General features: G+C 62.9%; 16 protein-coding genes and 1 tRNA gene. 5 read left to right on the plus strand and 12 right to left on the minus strand.

From position 1 onward, the window contains the following. Positions 1 to 6 precede the first annotated feature (6 nt). Positions 7 to 1,041, plus strand: coding sequence for an aspartate-semialdehyde dehydrogenase (locus tag BJP07_RS05175; protein WP_071566429.1), 1,035 nt, complete (start codon positions 7 to 9; stop codon positions 1,039 to 1,041). A gap of 402 nt (positions 1,042 to 1,443) precedes the next feature. On the opposite strand, the gene BJP07_RS05180 is transcribed toward BJP07_RS05175, so the two are convergent. From BJP07_RS05180 to BJP07_RS05190, 3 genes are all read right to left on the minus strand, one after another. Then, a complete protein-coding gene (locus BJP07_RS05180) occupies positions 1,444 to 2,718 on the minus strand; it encodes a hypothetical protein (RefSeq protein ID WP_071566430.1) in 1,275 nt (424 codons plus the stop codon). Between the two features lie 72 nt (positions 2,719 to 2,790). Continuing rightward, the gene (locus BJP07_RS05185; RefSeq protein WP_177222521.1) at positions 2,791 to 3,183 is read right to left on the minus strand and encodes a helix-turn-helix domain-containing protein; all 393 of its coding nucleotides are present in this window, start codon (positions 3,181 to 3,183) and stop codon (positions 2,791 to 2,793) included. 64 nt (positions 3,184 to 3,247) lie between these two features. Then, entirely contained in the window at positions 3,248 to 3,841 is a 594-nt protein-coding gene (locus BJP07_RS05190; protein WP_083584096.1) for a sigma-70 family RNA polymerase sigma factor, read from the minus strand. A gap of 48 nt (positions 3,842 to 3,889) precedes the next feature. Here BJP07_RS05190 and BJP07_RS05195 point away from each other — a divergent pair, with 48 nt between their 5' ends. Then, a complete protein-coding gene (locus BJP07_RS05195) occupies positions 3,890 to 5,446 on the plus strand; it encodes a catalase (RefSeq protein WP_071566433.1) in 1,557 nt (518 codons plus the stop codon). Positions 5,447 to 5,747: 301 nt separating this feature from the next. On the opposite strand, the gene BJP07_RS05200 is transcribed toward BJP07_RS05195, so the two are convergent. From BJP07_RS05200 to BJP07_RS05225, 6 genes are read right to left on the minus strand one after another with little or no spacing between them, the layout of a single operon-like run. Beyond that, entirely contained in the window at positions 5,748 to 6,092 is a 345-nt protein-coding gene (locus BJP07_RS05200) for a Na+/H+ antiporter subunit G (protein ID WP_071566435.1), read from the minus strand. Then, entirely contained in the window at positions 6,092 to 6,358 is a 267-nt protein-coding gene (locus BJP07_RS05205; RefSeq protein ID WP_070477293.1) for a cation:proton antiporter, read from the minus strand. Before BJP07_RS05205 ends, BJP07_RS05200 begins: the two co-directional genes overlap by 1 nt. Before the next feature lie 3 nt (positions 6,359 to 6,361). Then, positions 6,362 to 6,799, minus strand: a complete 438-nt coding sequence (locus BJP07_RS05210) for a monovalent cation/H+ antiporter subunit E (RefSeq protein ID WP_083584097.1) — start codon at positions 6,797 to 6,799, stop codon at positions 6,362 to 6,364. A gap of 2 nt (positions 6,800 to 6,801) precedes the next feature. Then, complete coding sequence (locus BJP07_RS05215) at positions 6,802 to 8,331, minus strand: monovalent cation/H+ antiporter subunit D family protein (protein WP_071566436.1); 1,530 nt, start codon at positions 8,329 to 8,331, stop codon at positions 6,802 to 6,804. After that, on the minus strand, positions 8,328 to 8,756 hold the full coding sequence (locus BJP07_RS05220; protein ID WP_071566438.1) for a cation:proton antiporter subunit C: 429 nt from the start codon (positions 8,754 to 8,756) through the stop codon (positions 8,328 to 8,330). The genes BJP07_RS05215 and BJP07_RS05220 overlap by 4 nt, the downstream gene beginning before the upstream one ends. Before the next feature lie 5 nt (positions 8,757 to 8,761). After that, a complete protein-coding gene (locus BJP07_RS05225; RefSeq protein ID WP_071566439.1) occupies positions 8,762 to 11,671 on the minus strand; it encodes a DUF4040 family protein in 2,910 nt (969 codons plus the stop codon). A gap of 137 nt (positions 11,672 to 11,808) precedes the next feature. Here BJP07_RS05225 and BJP07_RS05230 point away from each other — a divergent pair, with 137 nt between their 5' ends. Then, complete coding sequence (locus BJP07_RS05230) at positions 11,809 to 13,218, plus strand: hypothetical protein (RefSeq protein ID WP_071566440.1); 1,410 nt, start codon at positions 11,809 to 11,811, stop codon at positions 13,216 to 13,218. Positions 13,219 to 13,500: 282 nt separating this feature from the next. Then, positions 13,501 to 19,938, plus strand: a complete 6,438-nt coding sequence (locus tag BJP07_RS05235; RefSeq protein WP_071566441.1) for a YPDG domain-containing protein — start codon at positions 13,501 to 13,503, stop codon at positions 19,936 to 19,938. A 566-nt stretch (positions 19,939 to 20,504) separates the two neighbouring features. On the opposite strand, the gene BJP07_RS05240 is transcribed toward BJP07_RS05235, so the two are convergent. Both BJP07_RS05240 and BJP07_RS05245 read right to left on the minus strand, forming a co-directional pair. Further along, positions 20,505 to 20,581 (minus strand) — tRNA-Pro (locus BJP07_RS05240). A gap of 50 nt (positions 20,582 to 20,631) precedes the next feature. Continuing rightward, the gene (locus BJP07_RS05245) at positions 20,632 to 21,528 is read right to left on the minus strand and encodes a metallophosphoesterase (RefSeq protein ID WP_071566472.1); all 897 of its coding nucleotides are present in this window, start codon (positions 21,526 to 21,528) and stop codon (positions 20,632 to 20,634) included. 56 nt (positions 21,529 to 21,584) lie between these two features. Here BJP07_RS05245 and BJP07_RS05250 point away from each other — a divergent pair, with 56 nt between their 5' ends. Beyond that, a complete protein-coding gene (locus tag BJP07_RS05250; protein WP_071566442.1) occupies positions 21,585 to 22,034 on the plus strand; it encodes a GatB/YqeY domain-containing protein in 450 nt (149 codons plus the stop codon). Positions 22,035 to 22,051: 17 nt separating this feature from the next. Here the strand turns inward: BJP07_RS05250 and BJP07_RS05255 are convergent, their stop codons facing one another. Beyond that, on the minus strand, positions 22,052 to 24,445 hold the full coding sequence (locus tag BJP07_RS05255; RefSeq protein ID WP_071566443.1) for a transglycosylase domain-containing protein: 2,394 nt from the start codon (positions 24,443 to 24,445) through the stop codon (positions 22,052 to 22,054). Between the last annotated feature and the right edge of the window lie 117 nt (positions 24,446 to 24,562).

The following is a 24,562-nucleotide window of genomic DNA, read 5'->3' on the forward strand; positions in this document are numbered from 1 at the left end:
CGACTCATGACCACCATCGCAGTAGTAGGTGCAACCGGCCAGGTCGGCCGCGTCATGCGCGAAATCCTCGCCGAGCGCGACTTCCCAGCAGACAAGGTGCGCTTCTTCGCCTCGCCACGCTCCGCAGGCAAGCACCTGGAGTACCGCGGCCAGGACGTCGTCGTTGAAGACCTCACCCAGGTCACCGAGGACTCCGTCGCCGACGTCGACATCGCACTCTTCTCCGCGGGCGGCGCCACCTCCAAGCAGTGGGCCCCAGTATTCGCCGCCGCCGGCGCCACCGTCGTGGACAACTCCTCCGCGTGGCGCAAGGACGACGACGTCCCCCTCATCGTCTCCGAAGTCAACCCCGACGAAGCCAAAGCACCAGCCAAGGGCATCATCGCGAACCCGAACTGCACCACCATGGCAATCATGCCCGTGGCCAAAGCACTCCACGACGCCGCAGGCCTGACCACCATGCGCGTCGCCTCCTACCAGGCAGTTTCCGGCTCCGGCCTCGCCGGCGTGCAGACACTCGCGAACCAGGTAGCCGAAATCGGCGACCGCAACACCGAACTCGCCCTCGACGGCTCCCTCCTCCAACCCGAGGACCTCGGCCCATACGTCGCGCCGATCGCCTTCAACGCCCTGCCACTCGCCGGCAACCTCGTCGACGACGGCACCGAAGAAACCGACGAAGAACAGAAACTCCGCAACGAATCGCGCAAGATCCTCTCCATCCCGGACCTGCGCGTCTCCGGCACCTGCGTCCGCGTCCCAGTCTTCACCGGGCACACTATGGTCGTCCACGCCGAGTTCTCGAAGGAAATCACCCCTGACCAGGCGCGGGACGTCCTAGAAGCCGCGCCGGGCGTCACCGTCGTCGACGTACCGACCCCACTCGCCGCCGCCGGCAAAGACGACTCCCTCGTCGGTCGCATCCGCCAGGACCAGGCCATCGACGGCAACCGAGGCCTCGTCTTCGTCGTCTCCGGCGACAACCTGCGCAAGGGCGCCGCACTGAACACGATTCAGATCGCGGAGCTGCTTGTGAAGTAGCACGAGGGCCTCGAGAGCGGTCCCCCGGGGCGAGTTCCCTGGTGGGGCCGCTTTTTGCTGCGCTTTGGGGTGTGTTGCTCGTGGTAGGGGGCACCAAATTCCTTTGCGCAAAGTACGCGACCTGGGGAAACGCGGTGGCCCCATGTCGAAATCAAGGAATCTGGTGCACAGATTAGGAAGCGAGTGACAAAGGACGCAATTCTGTCGGCAGACTCCGGCAAAAGCCCAGGTCGTGAAAAGTGGGTTGCGTCCTTTGTCACTCGGGTGGGGTGACACCAAATTCCCCCCACCCGAGTGGGAAGGAAGGAATTTGGTGCGTGCACCCTTGCTGCAGGCAAAGGAAAAGTGCCAAAGCACGCAATCTGCGTCCCTTGGCACTTCGGTTGTTTAGCTAGGGCCGGACTACTTGGCCTGGCTGTCAGCTTCTTCCGTCTCGAGGACTTCTTCCTCCTCGAGGGCCTGTTCGGCCTCCTCGATCATGGCCTCCTTGAAGTCTTCGTTTTCCATGACGGACTTCTCGGTGATCTTATCCAGTTCGCGCTGGTCGTGGCGGGTAAATTTCACGCGTGGGTCGAGTTTGTCTTTCATGAGCTCGAGGGCGCGGCGTCGCAGGCTGCCTTCGTGGCGCAGGGTTTCGGATCCGCGGATGCGAGCGAACGTGACCACGACGATGAGCACCAGGCCCATGTAGCCCAGGATCGGGTAGACGAACGAGATGAGTTCCTTGAATCCGACGAAAGATAGGACAAACCCGATCAGGCATGCGGAGATGTAGATGATGCGGAACTTCTGTTGGCGGCCGCGTGCCAGGCGCTTGCCAAGTGCGTAGAACATGCCCAACGAGGTGGCGAAAATCATGCCGAAGATTACGAAGGTCATGATAAGGCCGAGTGTTGGGTTGATGTTGTTGATGAGGGTGAGCATCGGCATGTCGTGGCCGTTGACGTCGCTGATGCTGACCATGAGGCCCATGCCGAGCAGGAGCAGCATCGCAAGGTAGGCGATGCCGCCGAAGAGGCCGCCGAGGCCGGTTTCGCGCGGGTCGAGGTAGTTGCCGCCGATGACGACGGCCATGGATACAACGCAGATGAAGTTCAGGCCGGTGTAGTTCAGTGCGGCGACCCACCAGTTTGGCAGTTCGGTAGCGACGTCCTGGGCTGCGATGTTGATGCTGTCCCAGTCGGGCTGCGCGTTGACGATCGTCCAGGTGCAGCCGCCGATCACGAAAATTAGGAGGAATGGGGTGAGGATGCCGATTGCACTCGTCACCTTATTGACGTCCAGCATGCCAACGCCGAGCACCAACGCCAGCATGATAACCGCGCCGATCCAGACCGGGATCCCGAACTGCTGGCTCAGGTTTGAGCCGGCGCCGGCGAACATGATGAAGCCGATGGAGAACAGCGTGATAATGGTTGAGATGTCCAGGACCCAGCCCATCACCTTGCCGGTGATGTTGCCGAGTACTTCCATGTGTTCCGTTGCCTGGAAGTAGGAGCCGAGCTGGAGGATGGAGATTCCGCCGACCAGCATGAGTGCTGCGCTCAGTAGTGCTCCCCAGATACCTTTCGTGCCGAAGGCGACGAAGTACTGCATCGCCTCCTGGCCGGATGCAAACCCGGCGCCGACAACGATGCCGATGAAGGCAAAGGAGATCGCTATTGCGTTTCGAATCATAAAGGGCAGTGTAGTTGATGGATTGGACCTGGAAGGTGAATTTGAAACATTTTTGGTTTGGTTGCAAGTGGATCATTCATCCACGGTGGTGCGCTGCGCTTCGTCCCGTTCGCGTTTGAATGCGAAGACGTCGTCGGCATATAAGCGCCGGTGGGCTCCGACTTTGTGGCCAGTCAACACACCGGTGTCGATAAGCTTGACGACGTGGGGCCTGGACACGTGGAGGAGGTCCGCTGCCTGCTGGGTGGTGAGTTCTTTGCGTACTGGAACGACTTCGACTGGCCTGCCCGCGGCTGAGTTGGCGAGTACTTCCCGCAGCGCAGAGGCGACGGAACGCGGAATACGTATCGGCTGCTGGGACCCGTCGACGACGATGTCGACGCTGCTCAAGTGAGGGTGTGAAAGCACGACGTCAAGGTCTTCAAGGGCCTGCTGTGCCAGCCGTTCTACGGGGGAGCTTGTCATTTTTTTATGTTGTGGCATACTGTCATCATACACATAACCGAAACAAACGAAAAGGAGGTACGGGTTAGGCTTGTTCGGTGAGACGCAGGATGTCTTTCCTTGCGCGGGCGACGCGGGAGCGGATGGTTCCAATGCGCACGCCGGCAATTTTTGCGGCTTCCTCGTAGCTGTAGCCAAGTACTTGCGTGAGGACGATGGCTTCGCGCCGGTCGTGGGCGAGTTTGTTGAGGAGGTTGTGGGCGTCGATAATTTCGGGCCACAGGCTGGGGTCGTCGGCGCTGGGTTGCTGGGTGGCGACGTCGTCGTAGTTGCTGGTGGTGGTACGTGGGCGGCTGCGGTCGTGGCGGACGGCGTCGATCCAGGTGCGGCGTGCGATGGAAAGGAGCCACGTGCGGGCGGTGGAGCGCCCGGCGAAGCGCGGGAGGGCGCCAAGGGCTCGCAGGTAGGTCTCTTGGGTGAGGTCGTCGGCGGCGTCGTGTCCGGCGAGGTGGGCGAGGAGGCGCCAGACGTCGTCCTGGGTGGCGGCGATGAAGTCGGTGAGGGCAGCTTTGTCGCCGCGGCCGGCCCGCAGGGCAAGGTCGGTGACGTACTGGCTGTCGCTGCTGTTCACGAATAAAAAGGGTACCAGTATCGGGAAAAGCCTTGATACCACTCTCATATTCGCGTACTATATCAATCGGAACTAAACAATAAGGAGGGCCTAACAATGGCAGAGAAGAACGTAGACCACATCCTTTCGAGCGGTGAGCGCCCAGCGGGCAAGGGGCAAACCACCCAGCTCAGTGGCCAGCCAGTGCCGTCGGAAAACGTGAGTGTTACACAGGGGCGCCAGGGCGCGAACGTCCTGAATGACGTCCACCTCATCGAGAAGCTTGCGCACTTCAACCGCGAGAACGTCCCGGAGCGCATCCCGCACGCGAAGGGGCACGGCGCGTTTGGTGAGCTGCACATCACCGAGGACGTGTCGAAGTACACGAAGGCGAAGCTCTTCCAGCCAGGTGCCGTCACCCCGATGGCTGCACGCTTCTCCACCGTTGCTGGTGAAGCGGGTTCTCCAGATACGTGGCGCGACGTCCACGGTTTCGCACTGCGCTTCTACACCGAGGACGGCAACTACGACATCGTTGGTAACAACACCCCAACGTTCTTCATGCGGGACGGCATCAAGTTCCCGGACTTCATCCACTCCCAGAAGCGTCAGCCGAACTCCGGCCTGCGCGACGACGAAATGCAGTGGGACTTCTGGACCCGCACCCCTGAATCCGCCCACCAGGTGACCTACCTGCTCGGCGACCGCGGCACCCCGAAAACCTCCCGCCACCAGGATGGGTTCGGTTCCCACACCTTCCAGTGGATCAACGAGGAAGGCACGCCGGTTTGGGTGAAGTACCACTTCAAGACCCGCCAAGGTTGGGAGTGCTTCACCGACGAGGAGGCTACCGAGAAGGCCGGCACGGATCCAGACTTCCAGCGCGAGGATCTCTTCAACGCCATCAAGGACGGCGACTACCCAATCTGGGACGTGAAGGTACAGATCATGCCGTTCGAGGAGGCGAAGGACTACCGCTTCAACCCGTTCGACCTCACCAAGATATGGTCGCAGAAGGACTACCCGCTTATCGACGTCGGCTACTTCGTCCTCAACCGCAACCCGAAGAACTTCCACGCGCAGATCGAGCAGATGGCACTCGATCCGGCCAACTTGGTCCCAGGTGTCGGCCTGTCCCCGGACCGTATGCTGCAGGCCCGCGTCTTTGCGTACGCTGACCAGCAGCGTTACCGCATCGGTGCCAACTACAAGGACTTGCCGGTCAACCGCCCGATCAATGAGGTGAACACCTACGCTGAGCGCGGCTCCATGGCGTACTTCTTCAACGAGGAGAACGAGCCGAACTACAGCCCGAACTCCTACGAGAAGGGCGCCGGCTATCTCGACGACGGCGAAACCTCCGCCAGCGGCCAGGACTTGGGCCTCGCCGAGAACCTCTACATCAACCCAGACCCAGAGGGCACCGACCTGGTACGTGCCGCCTACGTCAAGCACGCTGAGGATGACGACTTCGGCCAGGCTGGCACCCTCTACCGCGAGGTCTTCGACGACGCGGCCAAGGAGCGCTTCGTGCACAACATCACGAACAAGATGATGGCGATCACCAACAAGGAGATCGAGGAGCGCGTCTACGAATACTGGGGCAAGGTCGACGCTGACCTGGAGACCAAGGTCCGCGAATCCCTCGCCGCGAAGCGGGCTGCACAGAAGTAACCCTGAACGCTCAAACCCGAAAACCCGCCAGGACGGTGACGTCCGTGGCGGGTTTTGGTGTGCTTGGGGCGTGAGAGCGGGCCGGGTGACACCAAATTCCTTTGCGGAGGTCTGACGACCTGGGCTTTTACAAACTGCCCTGTCGGAAACCCGGAATTTGGTGCGAAGAAGCAGTGGTACTGGGAACTTTCTTCGTGGACATTCGTCGCGACCTGGGGAAACGCAACGGTTGGTCGACGGTAACCGGCCTCAAACCCAAAATGGTTCCCCGGCCCCGGCCGGCCTCAAACCCGACCAGGCCCTAGATGCGGTGGTTCGGCCGGTTCGGGTGGCGGTCGCGCTTATCGGAGACGGTCACGCCGTAGAGGGTGCGGCCCATGATGAAGGAGCCGACGGAGCCGACGATCCATACGCCGGCGATGGCGATGATGGCGCGGAGGAAGTCGTTGAGGTCGAAGCCAGTGGTGGACCAGGACCAGATCAGTTTGGCAACGACCAGGAGCGGGAAGGCGAGGCAGACGGTTGGGCCGAGCAGGTTCGCGCGGGTCAGGGCGTCGGGGGCGCGTAGTTGCAGGAGCGCGGTGGCGACCACGAGCAGGGTGGCCACGATGACGAGCGCTGCGACGATGATTTCGATGATGGTCATTAGCGGCGTCCTCTCGTGATGATGCGGGCCATGGAGATGGTCGGGATGACGCCACAGACAAGGCCTGCGAGGATGGCGATTTCGTAGCCGATCATGGTCGGGGTCCAGATGGACCAGACGAGGAAGATGGTGACCATGGCGTAGAAGATGAGGTCGGCCATGACGGCGCGGGACAGTTCGTCCTTCACCAGGATCAGGCCAGCGAGGCCGACGAGCAGGCTGAGCGCCATGACGATGACGCAGCCCATGAGAATTGTTTCAAACATGTTCTAGTCCATCCTTTCCGCTGGTGGCAGGGTGTGGTCGTCGGGGTCGCCGAGGTCCACGTAGGGGTCCCACCCGATGGATGCGGGGTCCAGCGGGGTTGATTTGATGGCCGGGTTGATGCGCTCTTCCATGTCGATGAGGCCGGCGATCTGATCTAAAGGATCGCTGCCGAATGCGGCCTGGACCAGCAGCACTATCGGGCCGCCTTCCTGGGCGGGGTAGCGCAGTCCGAGGGACAGCGTGCCCGGGGTGACGGTGATGGAGGTGGAGTACCAGAAGATCTGCCAGTCGGTGGTCAGGCGCAGCGGGTAGTAGATGATGATCGGGTCCAGCCCAGTGTTGGGCTTGAACGCGGCCGCGGCTGCGCTGAAGCCGGAGGCGAAGATTTCTTTGATGAGCCAGGCGGTGTAGCCCACGCCGTGTGCGAAGCGTTGCAGCATGGTTAGTTACCTCCTTGGAGGGTGTCCACATCGGGGATGCCGATGGCGTCGTCGCCGAGGACGGCGGTGGTGTAGGAATCGACGTCGAGAAGACTGTCGACGGCCGCGGTGCTGGCCGCCCAGAGCGGGCCGGCACCGATGAACATGCCAAGCGACATGAACATGAGCAGCGCGGACGGTGCGAGCAGCTTCGCGCGAACGTTGAGGGCTTTCGGGTAGTGCTGCATCGGGCGGCCCCAGAAGACGCGTTTCCAGACGCGCATCATGGACAGCAGCGCACCGAAGGACGCGACGATGATGGTGGTGATTGCCACCCAGGAGCGCCAGTCGCCGGCCGTGGCGGCGGCGAGCACGATGGTGACCTTGCCGAAGAGGCCGGAGAACGGCGGGAAGCCGACGATGGAGAACGCGCCGGCGACGAAGACCGCGGAGGTCAGCGGGTCGCGGCGGGCAAGGCCGGACAGTTTCGAGATGGTGCCGGTGCCGTAGGTTTCTTCGATGGCGCCGACGTTGAGCACGAGGGCCGCGATGGTGATCATGTGGTGCAGTGTGTACATGAGGCCGGCGGCGAGCGCGTAGCGGGCGTCGTCGGTTGTGAAGGCCAGCATGATGAGGATGAACGGCATGCCGTTGACCATCTGGTAGGCGAGGACGCGGCGCATGGTGTACTCGGCAAGGCCGGCGAAGCCGCCGATGAGCATAGAGATCACCATGATGACGATGATCAGCGCGTTCCAGCGGGCGTCCATGTCGAAGATGACTACCCAGATGCGGAAGAGCATGTAGACGGCCACCTTCGTGTGCAGGCCTGAGAATAGGCCCATGACGGCGGCAGACGTGGAGGGGTAGGTGCGCGGCAGCCAGGTGTGGACCGGGAAGACGCCGGCCTTGGCGGCGATGGCGATGATGACCAGGCCGGTGGCCACGGTGATCGGGCCGTTGCCAGCCGCCGCGCCACGAAGGGCAGCGATGTTGACCGCGCCGGCCACGCCGTAGATGTAGCCCACGCCCATCACGAGCAGGGTCGACGCCGCCAGGTTCACCAGCACGAACGTGCGGGCAGACAGGAGGCGATTGCGGGTACCGGTCATGGCGATGAGGCCGTAGGACGGCAGCAGCATCACTTCGATCATGACGAAGAAGTTGAACAGGTCCGCGGTGAGCAGCGCGCCGGAGACACCGGTGATGAGCACCAGGGTCAGTGGCGTGAAGTAGCGGGCCTGGGTTTCACCGGCGACGCTGGCGAACCAGTTGGAGGTCAGCGCCACGATCATGGTGGTGATCAGCATGATGGCGGAGAACTGGTCGGCGGCAAAGGAGATGCCGACGCCACCCTGGTACAGGCCGATGACGTGGGAGATGGTGCCGTGTTCGGCGGTGTAGCCGTACAGCCAGATGGCCAGGCCGAGGTTGATGGCGGGGATGATCAGGCCCAGGGCGTCGTTGCCGCGTTTCCAGGGACTGAGCGTCGTCACTGCCGCCATGATCAGGGGCAGCGCGACGAAGACTGGGAGGATTGCGTCCGCACTCATGCGCGTGGTGCTCCTTCCGTGTTGTTCATCTTGTTCGGGTTGAGGCGCGCGGTGCGGCCTGCGGTGGACAGCGCGGACGGGCTCAGCCGCATGAGGTCGTAGGTGCCTGCGACGCCGGTTGGGTTGTCCATGGTGTCGTCATCCCTGCCGAGTGAGGCCAGCATGAGCAGGATCGTGGTCGTCGCCATGGCGATAACGATGGCGGTGAGCACGAACGCCTGCGGCAGCGGGTCGGACAGGTCGGCGAAGGCGGTGCGGGAGGGGAATGCCTCGCCGCGCCAGGCGCCGATGCCGGTGGCCAGCAGCGTCAGGTTGGAGGCGTGTCCGAAGAGGGACATGCCGAAGATGATGCGGACCATGCCGCGCTGCAGGATCATGTAGACGGACCCTGCAACCAGGACCGCGATGGTAAGTGCCATGACCATGTGGTTTACAGCTCCTTCGTGGTAACTGGGCGCGGGTTTTCCGCGGGGTTGAGTGGGGCTGGGTGTGCGTCGACGGGCTCGGCGGGTGCCTCCGGCTCTGGGACATCCGGCAGCGGGTTTTCGCCGCCGCGGGTGTAGGTGAGGTCGGAGATTTCGGTGCCGGGGCGCAGGTAGCCGCCCAGCGCGTTGAGCGCCTGCGTGACCATGCCGAGCACGGCGAGGTAGATGCCGAAGTCGAAGATGAGGGACGTCGTCATGTGCTGCCCGGCGATGGTGCCATGGATGGCGTACATGAAGCCGCCCTCGAGGAAGCCGAGGAAGCCGGAGCTAATCGCGATGATGATGCCCCAGCCCGTCAGCCTGATCGGGGTGAGTTGCTTGACGACGTACGCGTCCGCGCCACGGGACAGGTAGTTGATGCCGAACGCGGTGGCCAGCACGAGCGCTGCGACGAAGCCGCCGCCGGGCGCGGTGTGGCCGCGGAAGAAGATGAGCACGGACAGAATCGACAGGATCGGCACGACGAGCGCGGAGGCTTTGCGCAGTGGCAGCGAGTTGAGCTGCGACTGGCCGAATGGGCGTGGGCGGGTGCCGGCCTCGAACATGTGGCGTGGCATGGACTGGACGACGGCCGCGATGACCACTGCCGCCATGCCGAGCACGGAGAGCTCGCCGAGGGTATCGAAGCCACGGAACTCAACGATGATGACCGCGACAATATTGTCCGCGCTGGTCATTGTGCCGCCCTCGGTGAGGTACCAAAGCGCCAGGTCGGAGCGGTCGTGGCGGCCCAGCAGGGCGTAGACGCCGAGGAAGGCGACCACGCCGGCGAGGGCGGCGACGACGGCCGCGAAGACCTTGCGTGAGGTCGGAGTCTTCGGGAAGGTGCGGGGCTGGTAGCGCAGCACCACCATGATGACCACGACGGTCAGCGACTCGACGAGGAACTGGGTGAGCGCCACGTCGGGTGCGCCGAGCATGAGCATCTGCAGCGTCATGCCCACGCCTGTGGTGCCCAGCAGAACTGCCGCGGCGAGGCGGGATCGGGTGCGCGCCAGGCCGATGACGGACAGGGTGATGATGGCGAATGGGATGAGGTCCCACCAAACGTCGATGCCTTCGGCGCGCGGCGCGAGTGGCATGCCGTCGACACCCTCGGTGAACACGGCGGTGCTCACGCCGAGGACGAGGATGCACAGCACGGTCGGCAGCAGATGGCGCGACGGGTTGAACGTGTCCGCCATGAGCCCCAGCCAGCGCCCGACAGCGCTCAGCCCGCGGACCATGGCGTTGAGCAGGTCGTTGCCGCTGGTTGGCAGCAGCTGCTTATTCTCGACGGCCGCAAAGAACGGCTTGCGCACGAAGAGGATGAAGCAGATGCCCAGCACGAGCACCGTCAGCGAGACGATGAACGGCGCGTTCAGGCCGTGCCACAGCGCCAGGTGCGAGTGGAACTCGGTGTCGCCCGTGATGGTGCGTACACCTGCGTTGATTGGGCTGTCCACCCAGCCGAGCATGAACGGCAGCAGCAGGGAGGTCAGGCCGGGTAGCGCGGCTGGCAGCCAGAGCGCGACGGGCGCTTCGGTGACGTGCGGCATGGGCTTCGTGCCGTCGATAAATGCGCCGAAGACGATCTTTGCCGAGTAGATGAAGGTCAGCAGGGCGGCAAGGCCGGCGACGGCGAGCAGGAGCGGGCCGAAGCGGGTGGCGTCGAACGCCGTGAGGATGGATTCCTTCGAGATGAAGCCGAACAGTGGCGGGATGGCGGCCATGGAGGCCGCGGCGACGCAGGTGGAGGCGAAGGTGAACGGCAGCTGCTTGTACAGCTGGCCGAGGCGGCGAATATCGCGGGAGCCCGCCTGGTGGTCAACGACGCCGATGAGCATGAACAGGGAGGACTTGAATAGCGCGTGGGCCAGCGTGTGCACCATCGCGGCGGCGAGCGCCGCCGGGGTACCGATACCGATCGCCGCGACGATCCAGCCCAGGTGGGAAACCGTGGAGTAGGCCGTCAGGTGCTTCAGGTCCGTCTTCGTGATGGCGAAAGCGGCGGACATCAGCGCGGTGAACAGGCCGGTGACGAGCAGCAGCGTGTTCCACGCGGTGACGTCGTGGAAGATGGTGGAGAAGCGCAGCAGGAGGTAGACGCCCGCCTTGACCACTGCCGCCGCGTGCAGGAACGCGGAGACTGGTGTGGCTGCCGCCATGGCTTCGGGCAGCCAGAAGTGGAAGGGGAACTGCGCGGCTTTGGTGAAGGCGGAGAAGCCGATGAGCAGCGCCACCGTGGTGGTCAGCCCTGGCGATTGCGCCCACACCGGCGAGGCGAGCACCGCGCTGAGCTGCGTCGTTCCCGCCGTGACGGAGACGACCGCGAGGCCAGCCAGCAGCGTCAGTCCGCCGAAGAAGGTCAGGATGAGCGTGCGGTAGGAGCCGGCTTCGCCGCCGGAGCCGGAGCGCGCGATGAGCAGGAAGGACGCAATTGAGACGAGTTCCCAGCCGATGAAGAGGAGCACGGTGTCGTCCGCAAGCACGAGCAGCAGTACCGAGAGGGTAAACGCCGTCATGATGGTGTAGAAGCTGGTGTTGCCCTCGCGCTTTGGCAGGTAGGCGGCCGAATATATAAGGACGATTCCGCCAATGATGAGTGCCAGGAGCGCGAAGAAGATACTCAGGCCGTCCGCGCGTAGCGAGAACGCGATCTCGGTGCCGGGCCCGAGGATGTCATTGGCCCAGGTGACGGACCATGTTTCTACGTTTCCTTGGGAAACGCTGGGAAATTCGCGGCCCAGCGTGACCGCTGCGGCGAACAGCAGGAGCGCCAGTGGCCAGCCTGCTTTCCTGTCGAACACTCGCACGAGCAGCGGCGATAGTGGGACCGTCGCGGCCACGAATGCGAGCACGAGAGGTAGTGCCATGGTGAACCCTCTCCAAGATTGAAAACTGTCAGTTGCTTTAAAGGGTAGCAACAAGCTTGGACAAGGCCACAACAACTTTGCGAACGTGCGGTGTGCCCTCCAGCCTTCATGCAGTTGCAGGGGTTACATTGTGCACCATGAAGTGGCGCGTGTTGTGTGTGTTGTTGGTGTGTATTGTTGCGGCGTTCTTGCCGTTGAGTCCGGTGAGTACCTGGATGTCCTCGCAGGGGGACGCCAGCGCGCCGCAGCTGCCGTCGGACAAGGGGAATCCGAATGAGGCGCGCCGCGCGGCGGGGGAGGCCAACACGCAGGCGGGCTTCCTCACGCAGGGCACTCAAGAGCTTGTCGACGGCACCTCCCAGCTCACCGGCGGTGCCGACGAACTCGTCGCCGCGATCTCCCAGGCGCAGGCTGGTGCTCAGGAGTTGTCGGCGGGGATGGTGCAGCTGCAGGCGGCCACGGGGCAGCTCGGGGGCGGGGCGACGGAGGTCGCGGACGCGATCGGCCAGGTCGTCGAGCAGGCCACGGCGTTCGATGCGGTGCGCGGCCAGGTCACCGCTGCCATCGACCGCGCCCTCGTATCGACGAAGGCCTCCAAGGACCCGGACGTCATCGCCGCGCGTGAGCAGCTCCAACAGCTGAAGGTGCAGGCAGAGAACGCGCAGCTGCCGCCGGAGGTTGTAGCGCAGATGAACAAGCTGCGCGACGGCTCCCGCGAGGTGGCCAACCAGCTGGCGGTGCCGGGGTACGCCTACCACGACGGTGTGTATAGCGCCACGAACGGCGCCCAGCAGCTTGCAACCGGCCTGACCCAACTTAATAACGAGGCGCAGGGCGCGGTCGGAGGTATCGCCCAGCTTGATGAGGGCGTCGCAAAGATTGACCACATGGCGAACTTGACCGCCGACCAGATCCGCGCGGTACGCGGCGCGCTCCCGGCGCCCGCCGCAGCGCAGGCCGACACGGAGGGATCGGAGCAGGAGCCGCAGGAGTCCTCGCTGGCCCCGGTCGCTGCGATGCTGGTTGCAGCGCTCGTGGGGCTTGGTGGCGTCGGTGTCGCCGCGGCGGCGTGGTTGTCCCGCACGAGGCGGTGGTTGGCGCTAGCGCTGGGCGTCGTGCTGCTGGCGGTTGCCGGTTGGGTGCTTGTACTCATCCTGGGCCAGAACTTAAGCCCCGCGGCCCTGGGGATCGCTGCTCTCGCGCTGCTGTGCGGTGCGGCTGCATCCGCCGGTGTGACGACGGCGCTCGCGGCGTTGTTCGGGCGCGGATGGGGGACCCTGGTTGCCGCAATCCTGATAATTTTTCAGATGGGGGTAGTCGGGTGGGTCTGGAAATCCGCCGCGACTGCTCCTGTGGGTGGGGTTCTGGAAGCGCTTTCGGCGGCGATGCCGATGCACTGGCTGGCCGCGTCGCTCTCGAGTGCGGGCAATAACGGCTCTGCACAGGCACTGTGGATTGGTGTCGGTATGAGCGCGCTCGTTGCGGTGGTTGGGCTGCTCGGTGGGGTGCCGACGCGAAGCAGTATTGCGGCTCACGTGGAGGAATAACCCAAGCGCACAGACACGGTTCCTACTTTCGGAGGGGTTTGTGTTAATCTAGCAATGCTCATTTCAAGTAATAGGGGCTTGGATTGAGTAGTCTCCTTTCGCCCCATTGTGGGCAAGAAAGGGGTTAGGGATGGGGAAGGCCCCGTCGGCTTCGGTCGGCGGGGCCTTCACTTATGCAAATTTAAGTGTTTTACCGATGTTGGGGATTGGTTACACTATTCCTGTATTTGCAATGTTTGTGCGGAATAACGTAACGCGCAATTATTGATTGGAGCTTTTTTCATGAATCCCAAGACCAGCCGCAGCGGCCGTACTGTCGGCCGTGCCGGACTCACCCTTACGTCGACGATCGCACTTGCCCTCGGCGGCGCGGCCGTCGTTGCGCCCACGCCGCACGCGGGCGCGCAGGAGACAGGAGGTGAGAACCTTGCCTATACCGGCGACATTGTGGCCCTCGGAGATCAGCAACAGTCGGAGGGGCTTGGTGAAAACTCCTGCGCGATAGATCTGGGCAGTACCAACGAAGGCCAAAACCACGCGGGGTTCAGGTTCGACCTGAAAAACCCCACTGATGAAACCCCGAGTAAGACCGAATTCGGCCTCCAAATGCACTTTGACACCTCAAAGCAGCGCACGTTTACTTGGGGTTATTTCACCGACTCGGGGCGAGTCCCCGTGGCCCCCGGTAAATCAGCTTTAGGGGTCGTCCCCGTGGGGGAAAAGTTCAAAGAGGAAAACCCTTTTACGGTCAACGACGAAGCTGCCCCCGGCAAAATTACAGCCAGCAAGCAGCAGCGAAACCTAAATGGCGAGTTCACCTTCAGCGAGCAGTTTCAACAGAAGGCCGTGGGGGACGAGGGGCTGACGCTGGCGTGGCGCGGCGACTACACCACGGAGGACCCACAGACTAAATTCTTCGGGGGTAATTTCGCTATCGGAGCGAAGGTTAACCCGTGGCCGAGTGAGAGCGATAGCTGCCAACGCTTAGAGCTTGACTGGAAAGACGTGGTCAACCAGGTAGTCAAGCCTGGCGAAAAGATCGTCATCGCCGAGGCTAAAGGGAAATTCACGGAAGCCGACCTTGACCGCATCCGCATCAAGATCGAATCCGGTGACAGTGGCGCGCTAAAAGACGCAAAGATTACCCGCAACGGCAACAAATTCGAGCTCGAGTGGCCAAAATTTGTTGACGACCGTTTGCTGGACAGTCAGCAGAACCTCAAGTTCACAGCCGTTGCTATGCCACGAACCGTTGAGCAGCTCAACACGCTGGCAAATACCGGGGAGAATGAATACGGAGAGCAGAATACGGGCAAGGTCACCGAAAGCTCCATTGCGCTGCCACGCTACAACACGGCAAACGAGCTCAGCTCCCACTCCATCAGCGTCGATGACACCCGCCTGCACAACCCGCAGTACACCAAGAACCAGGTGGCAATCACATCCGGGGTAGCGAACAACACGCCGACCGATCAACCACAGGAGATCATCTTCGAGGAAGTTGCCGACGAAAATGGCGATAAGCTCGCGGACCTGAAGAAGAAGTACGACGCCGAGATCACCCTCGACGACCGCCTCGTGTATGACGGCTGGACCGCCAAGTTCGCTGACCCCGAAAAGGGCGACTACCGCGTGATCGTCACGGCGCCAGCAGGCTTCGAAAAGCCTGTTCCTGGTACGTTTGCCCAGCCTGTTGTTCACGTGCGCTACACCAACGGTTCCAAGGATGTCATCCCACTGCTCGTGGTCGTGGACCCGAACCACACGCAACAGACCCAGCTTGATTACCCTGACAAGCCCAAGCAGAAGCCACAAGGCGTCGAGATGAAGCACACGCCCAACCTGACGCGGGTTCTGGGCAAGGGGGGCGTCATCAAGCCTGCTAAGTACGAGCTTGTCGAGGGCTCCTACGACAAAGACAACTGGGACGTCAAGATTAACCCAGACACTGGTGAAATCACCGCTACGGCCAAGGAAAACGTCCCGAACTTCACCTTGATCAAACCCGTAGTGAAGGCAACTTACCCGGACGGCACCACCGACGAAGCGTCGGCGCCGTTCCAGGTTGTCTCGAACGTGAAGGTGCCGGAATACGGCGCGACCTCCGGTAGAGCCGAAGATACGGTCACGCTGAAACCGACACTGCCGGATTTCGGAGTCGGCGGCAACGCCGATGACGAAGCCCCGAACCGTTACACCTTCCCGGATGGTTCCCTGGAGTACAAGGCCGGCGACTGGACGATCACCATCGACGAAAAAACCGGCGAGCTGACCAGCACCATCCCGAAGAACGCGCTGCCTGGGGCCTACATCACAGTTCCGGTGAAGACGCACTACGCAAGCGGATCTGTGCCGCAGGAAGTTACCGGCACCATTAACGTGATCGGCAACGGTACAGGTTCCGATATTGCAAACTACCCGCCGCAGGTGACCAAGGCTGGTGTGCCGGTATCTTCGAACATCAATACCCAGCTGTCGGACCCGAAGCTGGCGAAGTATGAACTGCCGAAGAGCCTGCCGAAGGGGTGGAAGTTCGACGTCGCCAACGACGGCACCGTGACCGCCACCCCGCCTAAGGACGCGAAGCCTGGGGACGAGGAAACCGTCGATGTCCACGTAACCTACCCGGACGGCTCCAAAGCCGACGTGCCCGTCACCGTCACCGTCGTGGGCGCCGACAAGGACATGAACAACCCGAAGTACCCAACCAAGCACGGCAAACCGGGCGACACTGTAGAAAGCAGTGTCGATGGCAAGGACATCCGCAAAGAGTCGGAGCCAAAGTTCTCGCTTATCACGGACCCGAAGGACCCGAACTACATCGCGCCGCCGCGCAACCTGACATGGGACCAGGTCACAATCGACCCAGAAACGGGTACGATTACCACCCCAATCAGCAAGAACGCCGTGCCGGGCACCTCCGCGGACATCCCTGTGCGCGTCACGTACAAGGACGGCTCGACGGATACCACCATCGCCACCGTCGTGGTTGTTGGTGACCAAGCCAACGTCCACGAGCCACGCTATGCGCAGCAGGAGACGAAGCCGGGCGTCAAGAAGACATCCGACATCACTGAGGACACGAAGGTCCCCGAGAGGGACCTGGCCGACAAAACGCCGTATAGCGTGCCCAAGACCGTCGACGGTTGGACCGTCAGCGTCGACGACAAGGGCGTCGTCACCGCAACCCCGCCGAAGACAGCGAAGCCAGGCGATCACATCGACGTGCCCGTCACCGTCACCTACAAGGACGGCTCCAAGGACGTAGTCAACGCGCCGTTCGTCGTGCGGCAGGAAGACAAGGACATCTATGAGCCGGGCTACTCCGTCGAGTCGACTGCCCCGAACAAGTACGTTAGCCGTGTAATCACACCGGAAAACCTGCCGAAGGACACGAAGTACGAACTCGCACCTCGCCAGGAAGGCGATTGGACGTACGAGATCAATCCGGACACGGGCGAGGTCACCGTTACGCCGCCAGCAGACGCAAAACCAGGCGACAAGCAGACCAAGAACGTCACGGTCAAATACCCGGACGGCTCCACGGAGGACGTCCCGGTCACCACAATCGTGAACCTGACCAACAACTATGAGGCGGAACCGGTGTACCCGCCGAAGACCACCTACCCGGGTGAGCAGACGGTGTCGCCGCTGCGCATTGAGCAAGCGGCAAACGCGAAGCAGGACGTGAAGCCGGCAGCGAAGGACCCGTACCGAATCGTGCCGAAGCCGGGCGTCGTTGACCCCACCGGGGAGACGAATGAATTCGGCAACCCTGTGTTCAAGATTCAAAGCGCGAAGGGGAAGGAATGGATCGCCAGCCTGGATAAGGACGGCAACGTCCTTGCCACCCCGCCAGCTGACGCCGAACCAGGCGACCTCATCGACGTGCCCGTGAACGTCACCTACGAAGACGGCTCAATCGACACTGCCAACGCGCCGATCACGGTCGTTGGTCAGCCGAAGCGCGAAGTGCCGTTCGACGTGAAGGTCGTCGAGGATCCAAACATCCCGGCCGGCCAGCACAAGGTCGTCACCAAGGGCGTACCGGGCACCGAGGTCATGGACCGCGACGGCAATTGGATCCGCAAGATGGACCCAGTGACCGAAGAGATCCATGTTGGCACCAAGCCAGCCACCGCTGGCACGAAGACCACCTGGACCGCGCCAATCCCGCACGGCTTCATCGAACGCCCGAACAAGGACCTGGCGCCCGGCACCATCAAGGTTGTCCAGGAAGGCGAGAACGGCGAGAAGACGTTCACCGCTGACTTCAGCGCGACCGGCGGCGAAGCTGGCGTCGAAACGAAGGAAGAGATCACGAAGAAGCCGAAGGACCGCATCGTTGAATACGGCCCGGCGGCGGACGCAACCGAACTGGTCACCAAGACCACCAAGCGCGTCCCATTCGAAACCGAAGTCACCATCGACCCAACCCTGAAACCAGGCGAAAAGGTCGTCGACCAGCAGGGTGAGTATGGCGAAGAGGTAGAAACCTCCACGCAGAAGATCGAGAACGGCAAACCTTCAGGCGACCCAGTTGTTGAGACGAAGCGCACCAAGGACCCAGTCACCGAGAAAATCCGTGTAGGCGGTGCGCCGACCGAGAACACCGACGTCACCAAGACCGAAATCGAAGTGCCGTTCGAAACCCGCATCGTCTTCGACCCCGAGCTGGAAGTCGGCGAGCAGAAAGTCGACCCCGATCACCCAGGCGTACCTGGCAAGGACGAGTTGACCACCACCCGGACCATTAAGAACTCCCAAATCACCGACACCCGCACCGAAAAGACGCGCGTCGCTGAACCACAGGACCGCATCATTCGCGTCGGAACCAAGGAAAAGCCAGGCATCACGCCTGAAATCCACTGGACGGAAGAGACCCCGTTCAAGGTCATCGTGAGGGAGGACCCAACACTCGACGCCGGCACCCACAAGATCGCGCAGCCAGGTAAGGCAGGCAAGATCTCGCACAAGGTAATCGACGGCGTCCCACAGAAGCCAGAGGTCCAAGAGCCAGTCGACCAAATCATCCTGGTTGGCACCAAAAAGCAAACCAAGCAGACTGAGCTACGCGAGACCATCCACACCCCAGTCCCATTCGAGACCGAAATCCGCAAGGTAGACACCCTGCCAGCCGGCGCAGTACGAACCGTGCAAGAAGGCACCTACGGCGAAAAGGTCACCGAAAAGATCTGGAAACTTGTCGACGGCAAGGTGGTCGGCGACCCCGTCGAAAACACCACCGACACCAAGCAGCCAACCAAGCGCATCATCGAAGTCGGCGTAGGCAAGGTCGTGCCAACCTACGGCAAGGTCGTGCAAGACCCAGGCGCCACCAACGAAGTGCCACTGCAGGAAGGCTCCAAGGTTCCAGCAAACGCCAAGATCGAAATCGACCCCAACTGGAAGCCAGAGATCGAAGGCTGGAAGGCCACCATCGACGAACACGGCAACGTCTTATCGACGCCACCAGCGGACGCCAAACCCGGCGACTCCGTCCTAATCCCAGTCAAGGTCACCTACAAAGACGGCAGCAGCGTCATCGTCCCGGCCTTCGCCTCCGTGAAGGACAAGTCCGACGCTCCGAAGGCAAACTATGGCGCCCTCAAGGTGCTGCCAGGCGAAACCGGCACGCAGCAACCAGCCGACGCCACCGATGGAGATAAGTACTCCGTACCAGGCGACGTCGACGGCTGGGAGACCAGCGTCGACGAGCGCGGCGTCGTCACCGCGAAGGCGCCGAAGAGCGCCAAGCCAGGCGACTGGATCCGCGTCCCCGTCACCGTCACCCCGAAGAACGGTGAAACCTACACCACCTACGCGGTGTTCACCGTCGGCAACCAGCCAATCGAGCCATCGGAGCCGCTGAAGCCGAGCGAGCCTTCGACGCCTGCAGTTCCAGGGCTGTACTACCCGCCGGCCATCACCACGCCGGGCACTGAGACTCAGATCAAGATCGGCAAGCACACCGACGGCAACACCTACGCCCTCGGCGCACTGCCGAAGGGCTGGAAGGCGACCGTCTCCAAGGACGGAAACCTGCAGGTCACCCCACCAGCCGACGCCACCCCAGGCGAAAAGGTCGACATCCCAGTCACCGTCACCACCGCCAGCGGCAAGAAGTACGAGGTGAAGACGGTCGTGGGCGTCATCGCCAAGGACAACGCGAAACCTGGTGAGCCCGGCAAGCCCGGTGAGCCTGGCAAACCTGGTGAAGGCTCCTCCGCCGACGGCTTCAAGCGCTGCATGGCCAACATGTTCGCGCTCAACAGCCCAATCCTGTGGCTGCTGCCAATCGGCCTCGCAGCCGCAGTCGGTGCCCCAATCGCGGAGGCCCTCCAGCCGCAGTTGAACGGCCTGACCGCCCAGTTCAACGAAGCAATGCGCCGCAACACCCCAGACCGGGGTGAGGGCGGCCGCGGCTGGGAACGCCCAGACTGGGTCCGCGAAATCGACGCCCAGGTTGCAGCCATCAACAAGCAGTTCGCCCCAGTCGGCGAGCAGCTGCGCCCAATCGGTATCGCACTCGGCGCAATTGCCGCCGGCGCCCTCGCGATCTCCCTAATCAAGCAGGCGTGCGAACCCGAAGGCTTCGACCACGGCATGACCATCTTCGGATCCTCCAAGGAAGGTGAGCCAAGCGCAGCCTCCAGCAAGAAGGGTGCCATCCATGACGCCATCATGGGGAGCTCCAACAAGGAGAACAAGGAGAAGTAGCGCCGTCTAGGCCAGGGAACCCGTCCAGTCGCCGTCTCGTGTCGGTGGCTGGGCGGGTTTTCGCCTTCTCGGTGGCTTTCGGGGTGTTCTCCTGCCGGCCGCAGACACCAAATTCCCACCTAGCCGCTCGGTGAACTGGGGGAACGCTGGTGCCTCTTGCCCGAATCGGGGAATATGGTGCGGAAATTGTGCAGCGAGTGACAATGGACGGTGACAATGGACGCAAGTCTGCCGACTGACTCCGGCAAAAGCCCAGGTCGTGAAAAGTGTGTTGCGTTCTTTGTCACTCGAGTCGGGTGGGCACCTAGGGGCAGACACCAAATTCCCTCGCCGAAAGTCGACGACCTGGGGGTTTGCATATCCGTCTTTCCAAACCCTGGAATTTGGTGCGTGGGGTGTTTGATGTGACACCAAATTCCCTCCCAGCCCCTTGGTGGCCTGGGGAAACGCTGGCGCCCCTGCTCGAAACAAGGAATTTGGTGCGCGGGGCGTTCGCGGGCGTTCGGCAAAGCCCCAGGCTCACCCAGGCAACGCGAAACCCCGCCGCAGAAGCGGCGGGGTTTAACTGGTCGGGATAACAGGATTTGAACCTGCGACCTCTTCGTCCCGAACGAAGCGCGCTACCAAGCTGCGCCATATCCCGTGGGCACCTGGTTATGTTACTCCTGTGCCCGCGAAAAACAAAAGCGCTGGTCAGGAGCGTTCCGTGATGTGGAGCAACGCCGCGGATGGTGGGCAGAAGATGCGCACGGGGGCGTATTTGGAGGTGCCCAGGCCGTTGGAAACTTCCATCCACATGCGGCCGAAGCGGTGCAGGCCGGAGGCGCGTTCGCGGTCGATGTCGGCGTTGGTGACGATGGCGCGCTCGCCAGGCAGGCAGATTTGGCCGCCATGGGTGTGGCCGGACAGTGCCAGTTGGTAGCCGTCGCGTTCGAAGGCGTCGAGGACTTCCCGGTAGGGGGCGTGGAGCAGCGCGATGGAGAGGTCGGCGTCGGGGTGGGGTGCGCCGGCGATGGTGGAGTAATCGTGCAGGTTGTGGTGGGGGTCGTCGACGCCGGCGATGGCGAGGCGGACGTCGTTAATTTTGAACTCGAGGCGACGGTGGGTGGCGTCGTGCCAGCCGTGCTCCTGGAATGCGGCGCGCATGCCTTTCCAGGGGAGGTCGACATAGGAGGGTTCGCGCTTGGTGCCAAGCAAGTATTTGAAGGGGTTGACGGGGCGGGGTGCCCAATAGTCGTTGGTGCCGAAGACGAACGCGCCCGGGATGTCGAGGAGCGGGCCGAGGGCTTGGAAGACCCAGGGGACGCCTTTGGGGTCGGAGAGGTTGTCGCCGGTGTTGATCACGAGGTCGGGGTGGAGTTCGGCGAGGCTGGAGACCCAGGCGACTTTGGCGCGCTGACCGGGGATCATGTGGAGGTCGCTGATGTGCAGGATGTCGAAGGAGTCCCGCCCGTCGAGGGTGCCGGGTGGGAGCAGGGGGAGGGCGTATTCCTTCAGGCGGTAGTTGTTGAGCTGGCTCACGCCGTACGCGGCGGCGACTCCGGCAGTGGCTCCGGCGACCCCGGCGGCAACTCCGGCGGCGCGCGTCAGGCGTTTGAGGGAAGTGTTCACGCGTCCTAGCGTACAGATGGACTACGCTTTCCCACATGAGTGAATTGAAAGAGCAGCTGCGCGCAGACCTGAAGGCTTCGATGAAAGCGAAGGAGAAGGAGCGCACCGGCACGATTCGTATGTTGTTGGCCGCGATCCAGACCGCTGAGACCGAGGGTGCGAAGCACGAGGTGGACGACGCGGAGATTTTGAAGATTATTGCCCGCGAGGTGAAGAAGCGCCGCGAGTCCGCGGAGATTTACGCCACGAACGGCCGCCAAGAGCTTGCCGACGCCGAACTCCACGAAGCCGAAATCCTTGAGGCGTACCAGCCCGCCCAGCTCACGGACGAGGAGGTTGACGCCCTGGTGGAGGAGACCGTCGCCGAGGTCGGCGCTGAGTCGATGGCGCAGATGGGGCAGGTCATGAAGGCTGCGAACGCGAAAGCCGCCGGCCGTGTTGACGGCAAGCGGCTCTCCACGGCGGTCAAAGCCCGCCTGAGCTAGAGGCCTAGAGCCTAGCCTTATTGGAAGACGTTCGTGAGCGCATCGCGGGCGTCGTTCAGCGATTGCTGAATGCCGTCGAAGTCGACGGCGGGGGCTTGCGTGCTGGTCGGCGGCGGGGTGGACGCCGACGGTGACGCGGTGGGGGAGGCGGCGCTGCCGTCGGACACGTTGAGGGTCACCATGGTGCCCTGCGTGAGTGCGGGATTGGCGGGGATCGCGGCGATGACGTTACCGGCGGGCGCCCCGTTGCCGAAGACGGTTTGGGTGGTCACGTTGAACCCTTGCGCCTGGAGCTGCTGCTTGGCGGTGGCGGCCGGGAGGCCGACGACGGCGTCGAGCGCCGACTGCTTGGTGCCGCGCGTGTAGGTCGCGTTGGTCGGCGGTAGGCCCGCGGCTGCAGCTCCGGGGACGCCGTGGGCGGCCTGGAACCAGGTGCGCGCGGCCTCGTTGCCGCCGAACAGGTTGCCTACGGAGCATTGGCGCACCGGGCCGGTGCACAGCGGGGTGGTTTGGGTGCCGTCGTTGAAGATGTAGGGCGCGCCGGCCATTCCGCGGGTGAACCCGAGGAACGCGGAGGACTGGTGGGACTCCGTGGTGCCGGTCTTGGCTGCGACGGGCGCGGTCCACCGGGAGGCGGCGGCTGCGTCCTTGGCGGTGCCGTCGATAGTGTCGTGTGACATGCCGAGGGCGAGCGCGCCCGCGATCTCCGGGTCGAGGACTTGCTCGCACGGCGGGCGCTGGATGAATACTTCCTGCCCGTGCTTGTCCACGACGCTCTTGATTGGGTTCGGCTCGCACCAGCGGCCACCCGCGGCCAGTGTGGCGCCTACGTTGGAGAGTTCGAGCGGGTTCACGGCGGTGGGGCCCAGGACGAAGGAGCCCATGTTTTCTTCCTTCGCCGCTTGGGCGACGGAGCGGCCGTCGCCAAATGAATTGGGGTCGGTGTAGGAGCGAAGGCCCAGGCGCACCGCCATATCCACTGTTGGGGTGACGCCGACGCTCTGGATGAGCTCGATGAACGAGGTGTTCGGGGACTGGGCCAGGGCGTCACGCAGGGTCATTTGTGGCGGGTAGACGCCGGCGTTCTCCACGCAATAGGCGCCTGCGGGGCAGCCTGCGGCGCCGCCCTTGCCCATGCCGTAGACCACGGAGCGCACCGGCGTGTTCAGCATCGAGTCGAGACCGTAGCCCTGCTCGAGCGCAGCCGCGGCGGTGAAAATCTTGAACACGGAACCTGCGCCGTTGCCCACCATCGACGTGGGCTGTGGCAAGATCGTCTGGTTCTTCTCCAGCTCAAGGCCGTAGTAGCGCGAGGACGCCATTGCGAGGATGTCGCGGGAGTCCGCGCCGGGCCGGATCACGTTGAGTACCTCTGCCACGCCGTGGGTGGCGGGGTTCACGTTGCTGCGTACCGCCTGCACCGTTGAGGCCTGCACCGCCGGGTCCAGGGTGGTGGTGATGGTGTAGGAACCGCGCTCGATCTCGTCGAGGCTCAGGCCCTTGCTCTCCAGGTATTGCAGGGCGTAGTCACACATGAACCCTGCGTCGCCGGCGGTGATGCAGCCGTCCGGCAGGCCCTTCGGCTTGTCCACCACGCCCAGTGGGGTCGCCGCGTAACGGTCCGCCTCCTCCTGGGTGAGGTGGCCTTCGTTCGCCATGTTCTGCAGGACGGTGTTGCGGCGCTGCGTCGCGCCCTCCGGGTTCGTGTACGGGTTGAGGTATTCGACCGACTGCAGCAGCCCCACCAACAGCGCCGCTTGTGGCGGGTTCAGCTCGGATGCTGGGATGTCGAAGTAGATGCGGGCTGCGGCCTCGATGCCGTAGGCGTGGTTCCCGAACGAGACCAGGTTGAGGTAGCGGGTGAGGATCTCGTCTTTCGTCAGTGTCTTGTCCAGGTCGGAGGCCATGCGCATCTCGCGCAGCTTCCTCGGGATCGACTGCTCGGTCGCCGCCTGCGCCTCCTCGTCGTTGCCGGCCTCGACGAGCCACAGGTAGTTCTTCACGTACTGCTGATTAATTGTCGACGCCCCCTGCTCGACACCACCGGCCAGCACATTCGTCACCATGGCCCTCGCGAAGCCTTGCATATCAACGCCGTCGTGCATATAAAAGCGCCGATCCTCTGTGGAAACCAGTGCATGTTTTACATGTGCTGAAATTTTTTCGCTTGGAACTTCGTATCTACGCTGTTTGTATAACCACGCAATGGGGGTGCCGTTGACGTCCGTGACGGTAGTGACTCCGGGGACATCGCCGTGCGTCAGGTCGAGCAAATTCGACTGCATTGTATTCGCAGTGCGCGCAATAGCGAGGCCCGTTAGGCCTGCGACCGGCGCTAAACACAGGGCAATCGCCAGCGCAACGGCGCAAAGGCCGAGCAAAAGGTTACCAAAGGAACGAAGTGCACTCACACCGTTACCTTAAATGAAACGCGGGGGAGAGTGAATAGGACGCCCCCATCTTTTGTGTGATGCATTTTACAAGGTTCATACCCTGTGAATACACTTACAAGCGCTTAATGGGTCTAA

Origin of the sequence: Corynebacterium sp. NML130628 (assembly GCF_001875665.1) — a bacterium.
Lineage (GTDB): Bacteria > Actinomycetota > Actinomycetes > Mycobacteriales > Mycobacteriaceae > Corynebacterium.

What these genes read in the sequence shown, in the direction of transcription:
- BJP07_RS05250 (WP_071566442.1), top strand. Translation starts at nt 21,585, where the DNA reads ATGAGTGAATTGAAAGAGCAGCTGCGCGCAGACCTGAAGGCTTCGATG.
- BJP07_RS05220 (WP_071566438.1), bottom strand. Translation starts at nt 8,756, where the DNA reads ATGGTCATGGCACTTACCATCGCGGTCCTGGTTGCAGGGTCCGTCTAC.
- BJP07_RS05200 (WP_071566435.1), bottom strand. Translation starts at nt 6,092, where the DNA reads ATGACCATCATCGAAATCATCGTCGCAGCGCTCGTCATCGTGGCCACC.
- BJP07_RS05225 (WP_071566439.1), bottom strand. Translation starts at nt 11,671, where the DNA reads ATGGCACTACCTCTCGTGCTCGCATTCGTGGCCGCGACGGTCCCACTA.
- BJP07_RS05205 (WP_070477293.1), bottom strand. Translation starts at nt 6,358, where the DNA reads ATGTTTGAAACAATTCTCATGGGCTGCGTCATCGTCATGGCGCTCAGC.
- BJP07_RS05190 (WP_083584096.1), bottom strand. Translation starts at nt 3,841, where the DNA reads ATGAGAGTGGTATCAAGGCTTTTCCCGATACTGGTACCCTTTTTATTC.
- BJP07_RS05195 (WP_071566433.1), top strand. Translation starts at nt 3,890, where the DNA reads ATGGCAGAGAAGAACGTAGACCACATCCTTTCGAGCGGTGAGCGCCCA.
- BJP07_RS05215 (WP_071566436.1), bottom strand. Translation starts at nt 8,331, where the DNA reads ATGAGTGCGGACGCAATCCTCCCAGTCTTCGTCGCGCTGCCCCTGATC.
- BJP07_RS05180 (WP_071566430.1), bottom strand. Translation starts at nt 2,718, where the DNA reads ATGATTCGAAACGCAATAGCGATCTCCTTTGCCTTCATCGGCATCGTT.
- BJP07_RS05210 (WP_083584097.1), bottom strand. Translation starts at nt 6,799, where the DNA reads ATGCTGCAACGCTTCGCACACGGCGTGGGCTACACCGCCTGGCTCATC.
- BJP07_RS05230 (WP_071566440.1), top strand. Translation starts at nt 11,809, where the DNA reads ATGAAGTGGCGCGTGTTGTGTGTGTTGTTGGTGTGTATTGTTGCGGCG.
- BJP07_RS05185 (WP_177222521.1), bottom strand. Translation starts at nt 3,183, where the DNA reads ATGACAAGCTCCCCCGTAGAACGGCTGGCACAGCAGGCCCTTGAAGAC.
- BJP07_RS05235 (WP_071566441.1), top strand. Translation starts at nt 13,501, where the DNA reads ATGAATCCCAAGACCAGCCGCAGCGGCCGTACTGTCGGCCGTGCCGGA.
- BJP07_RS05175 (WP_071566429.1), top strand. Translation starts at nt 7, where the DNA reads ATGACCACCATCGCAGTAGTAGGTGCAACCGGCCAGGTCGGCCGCGTC.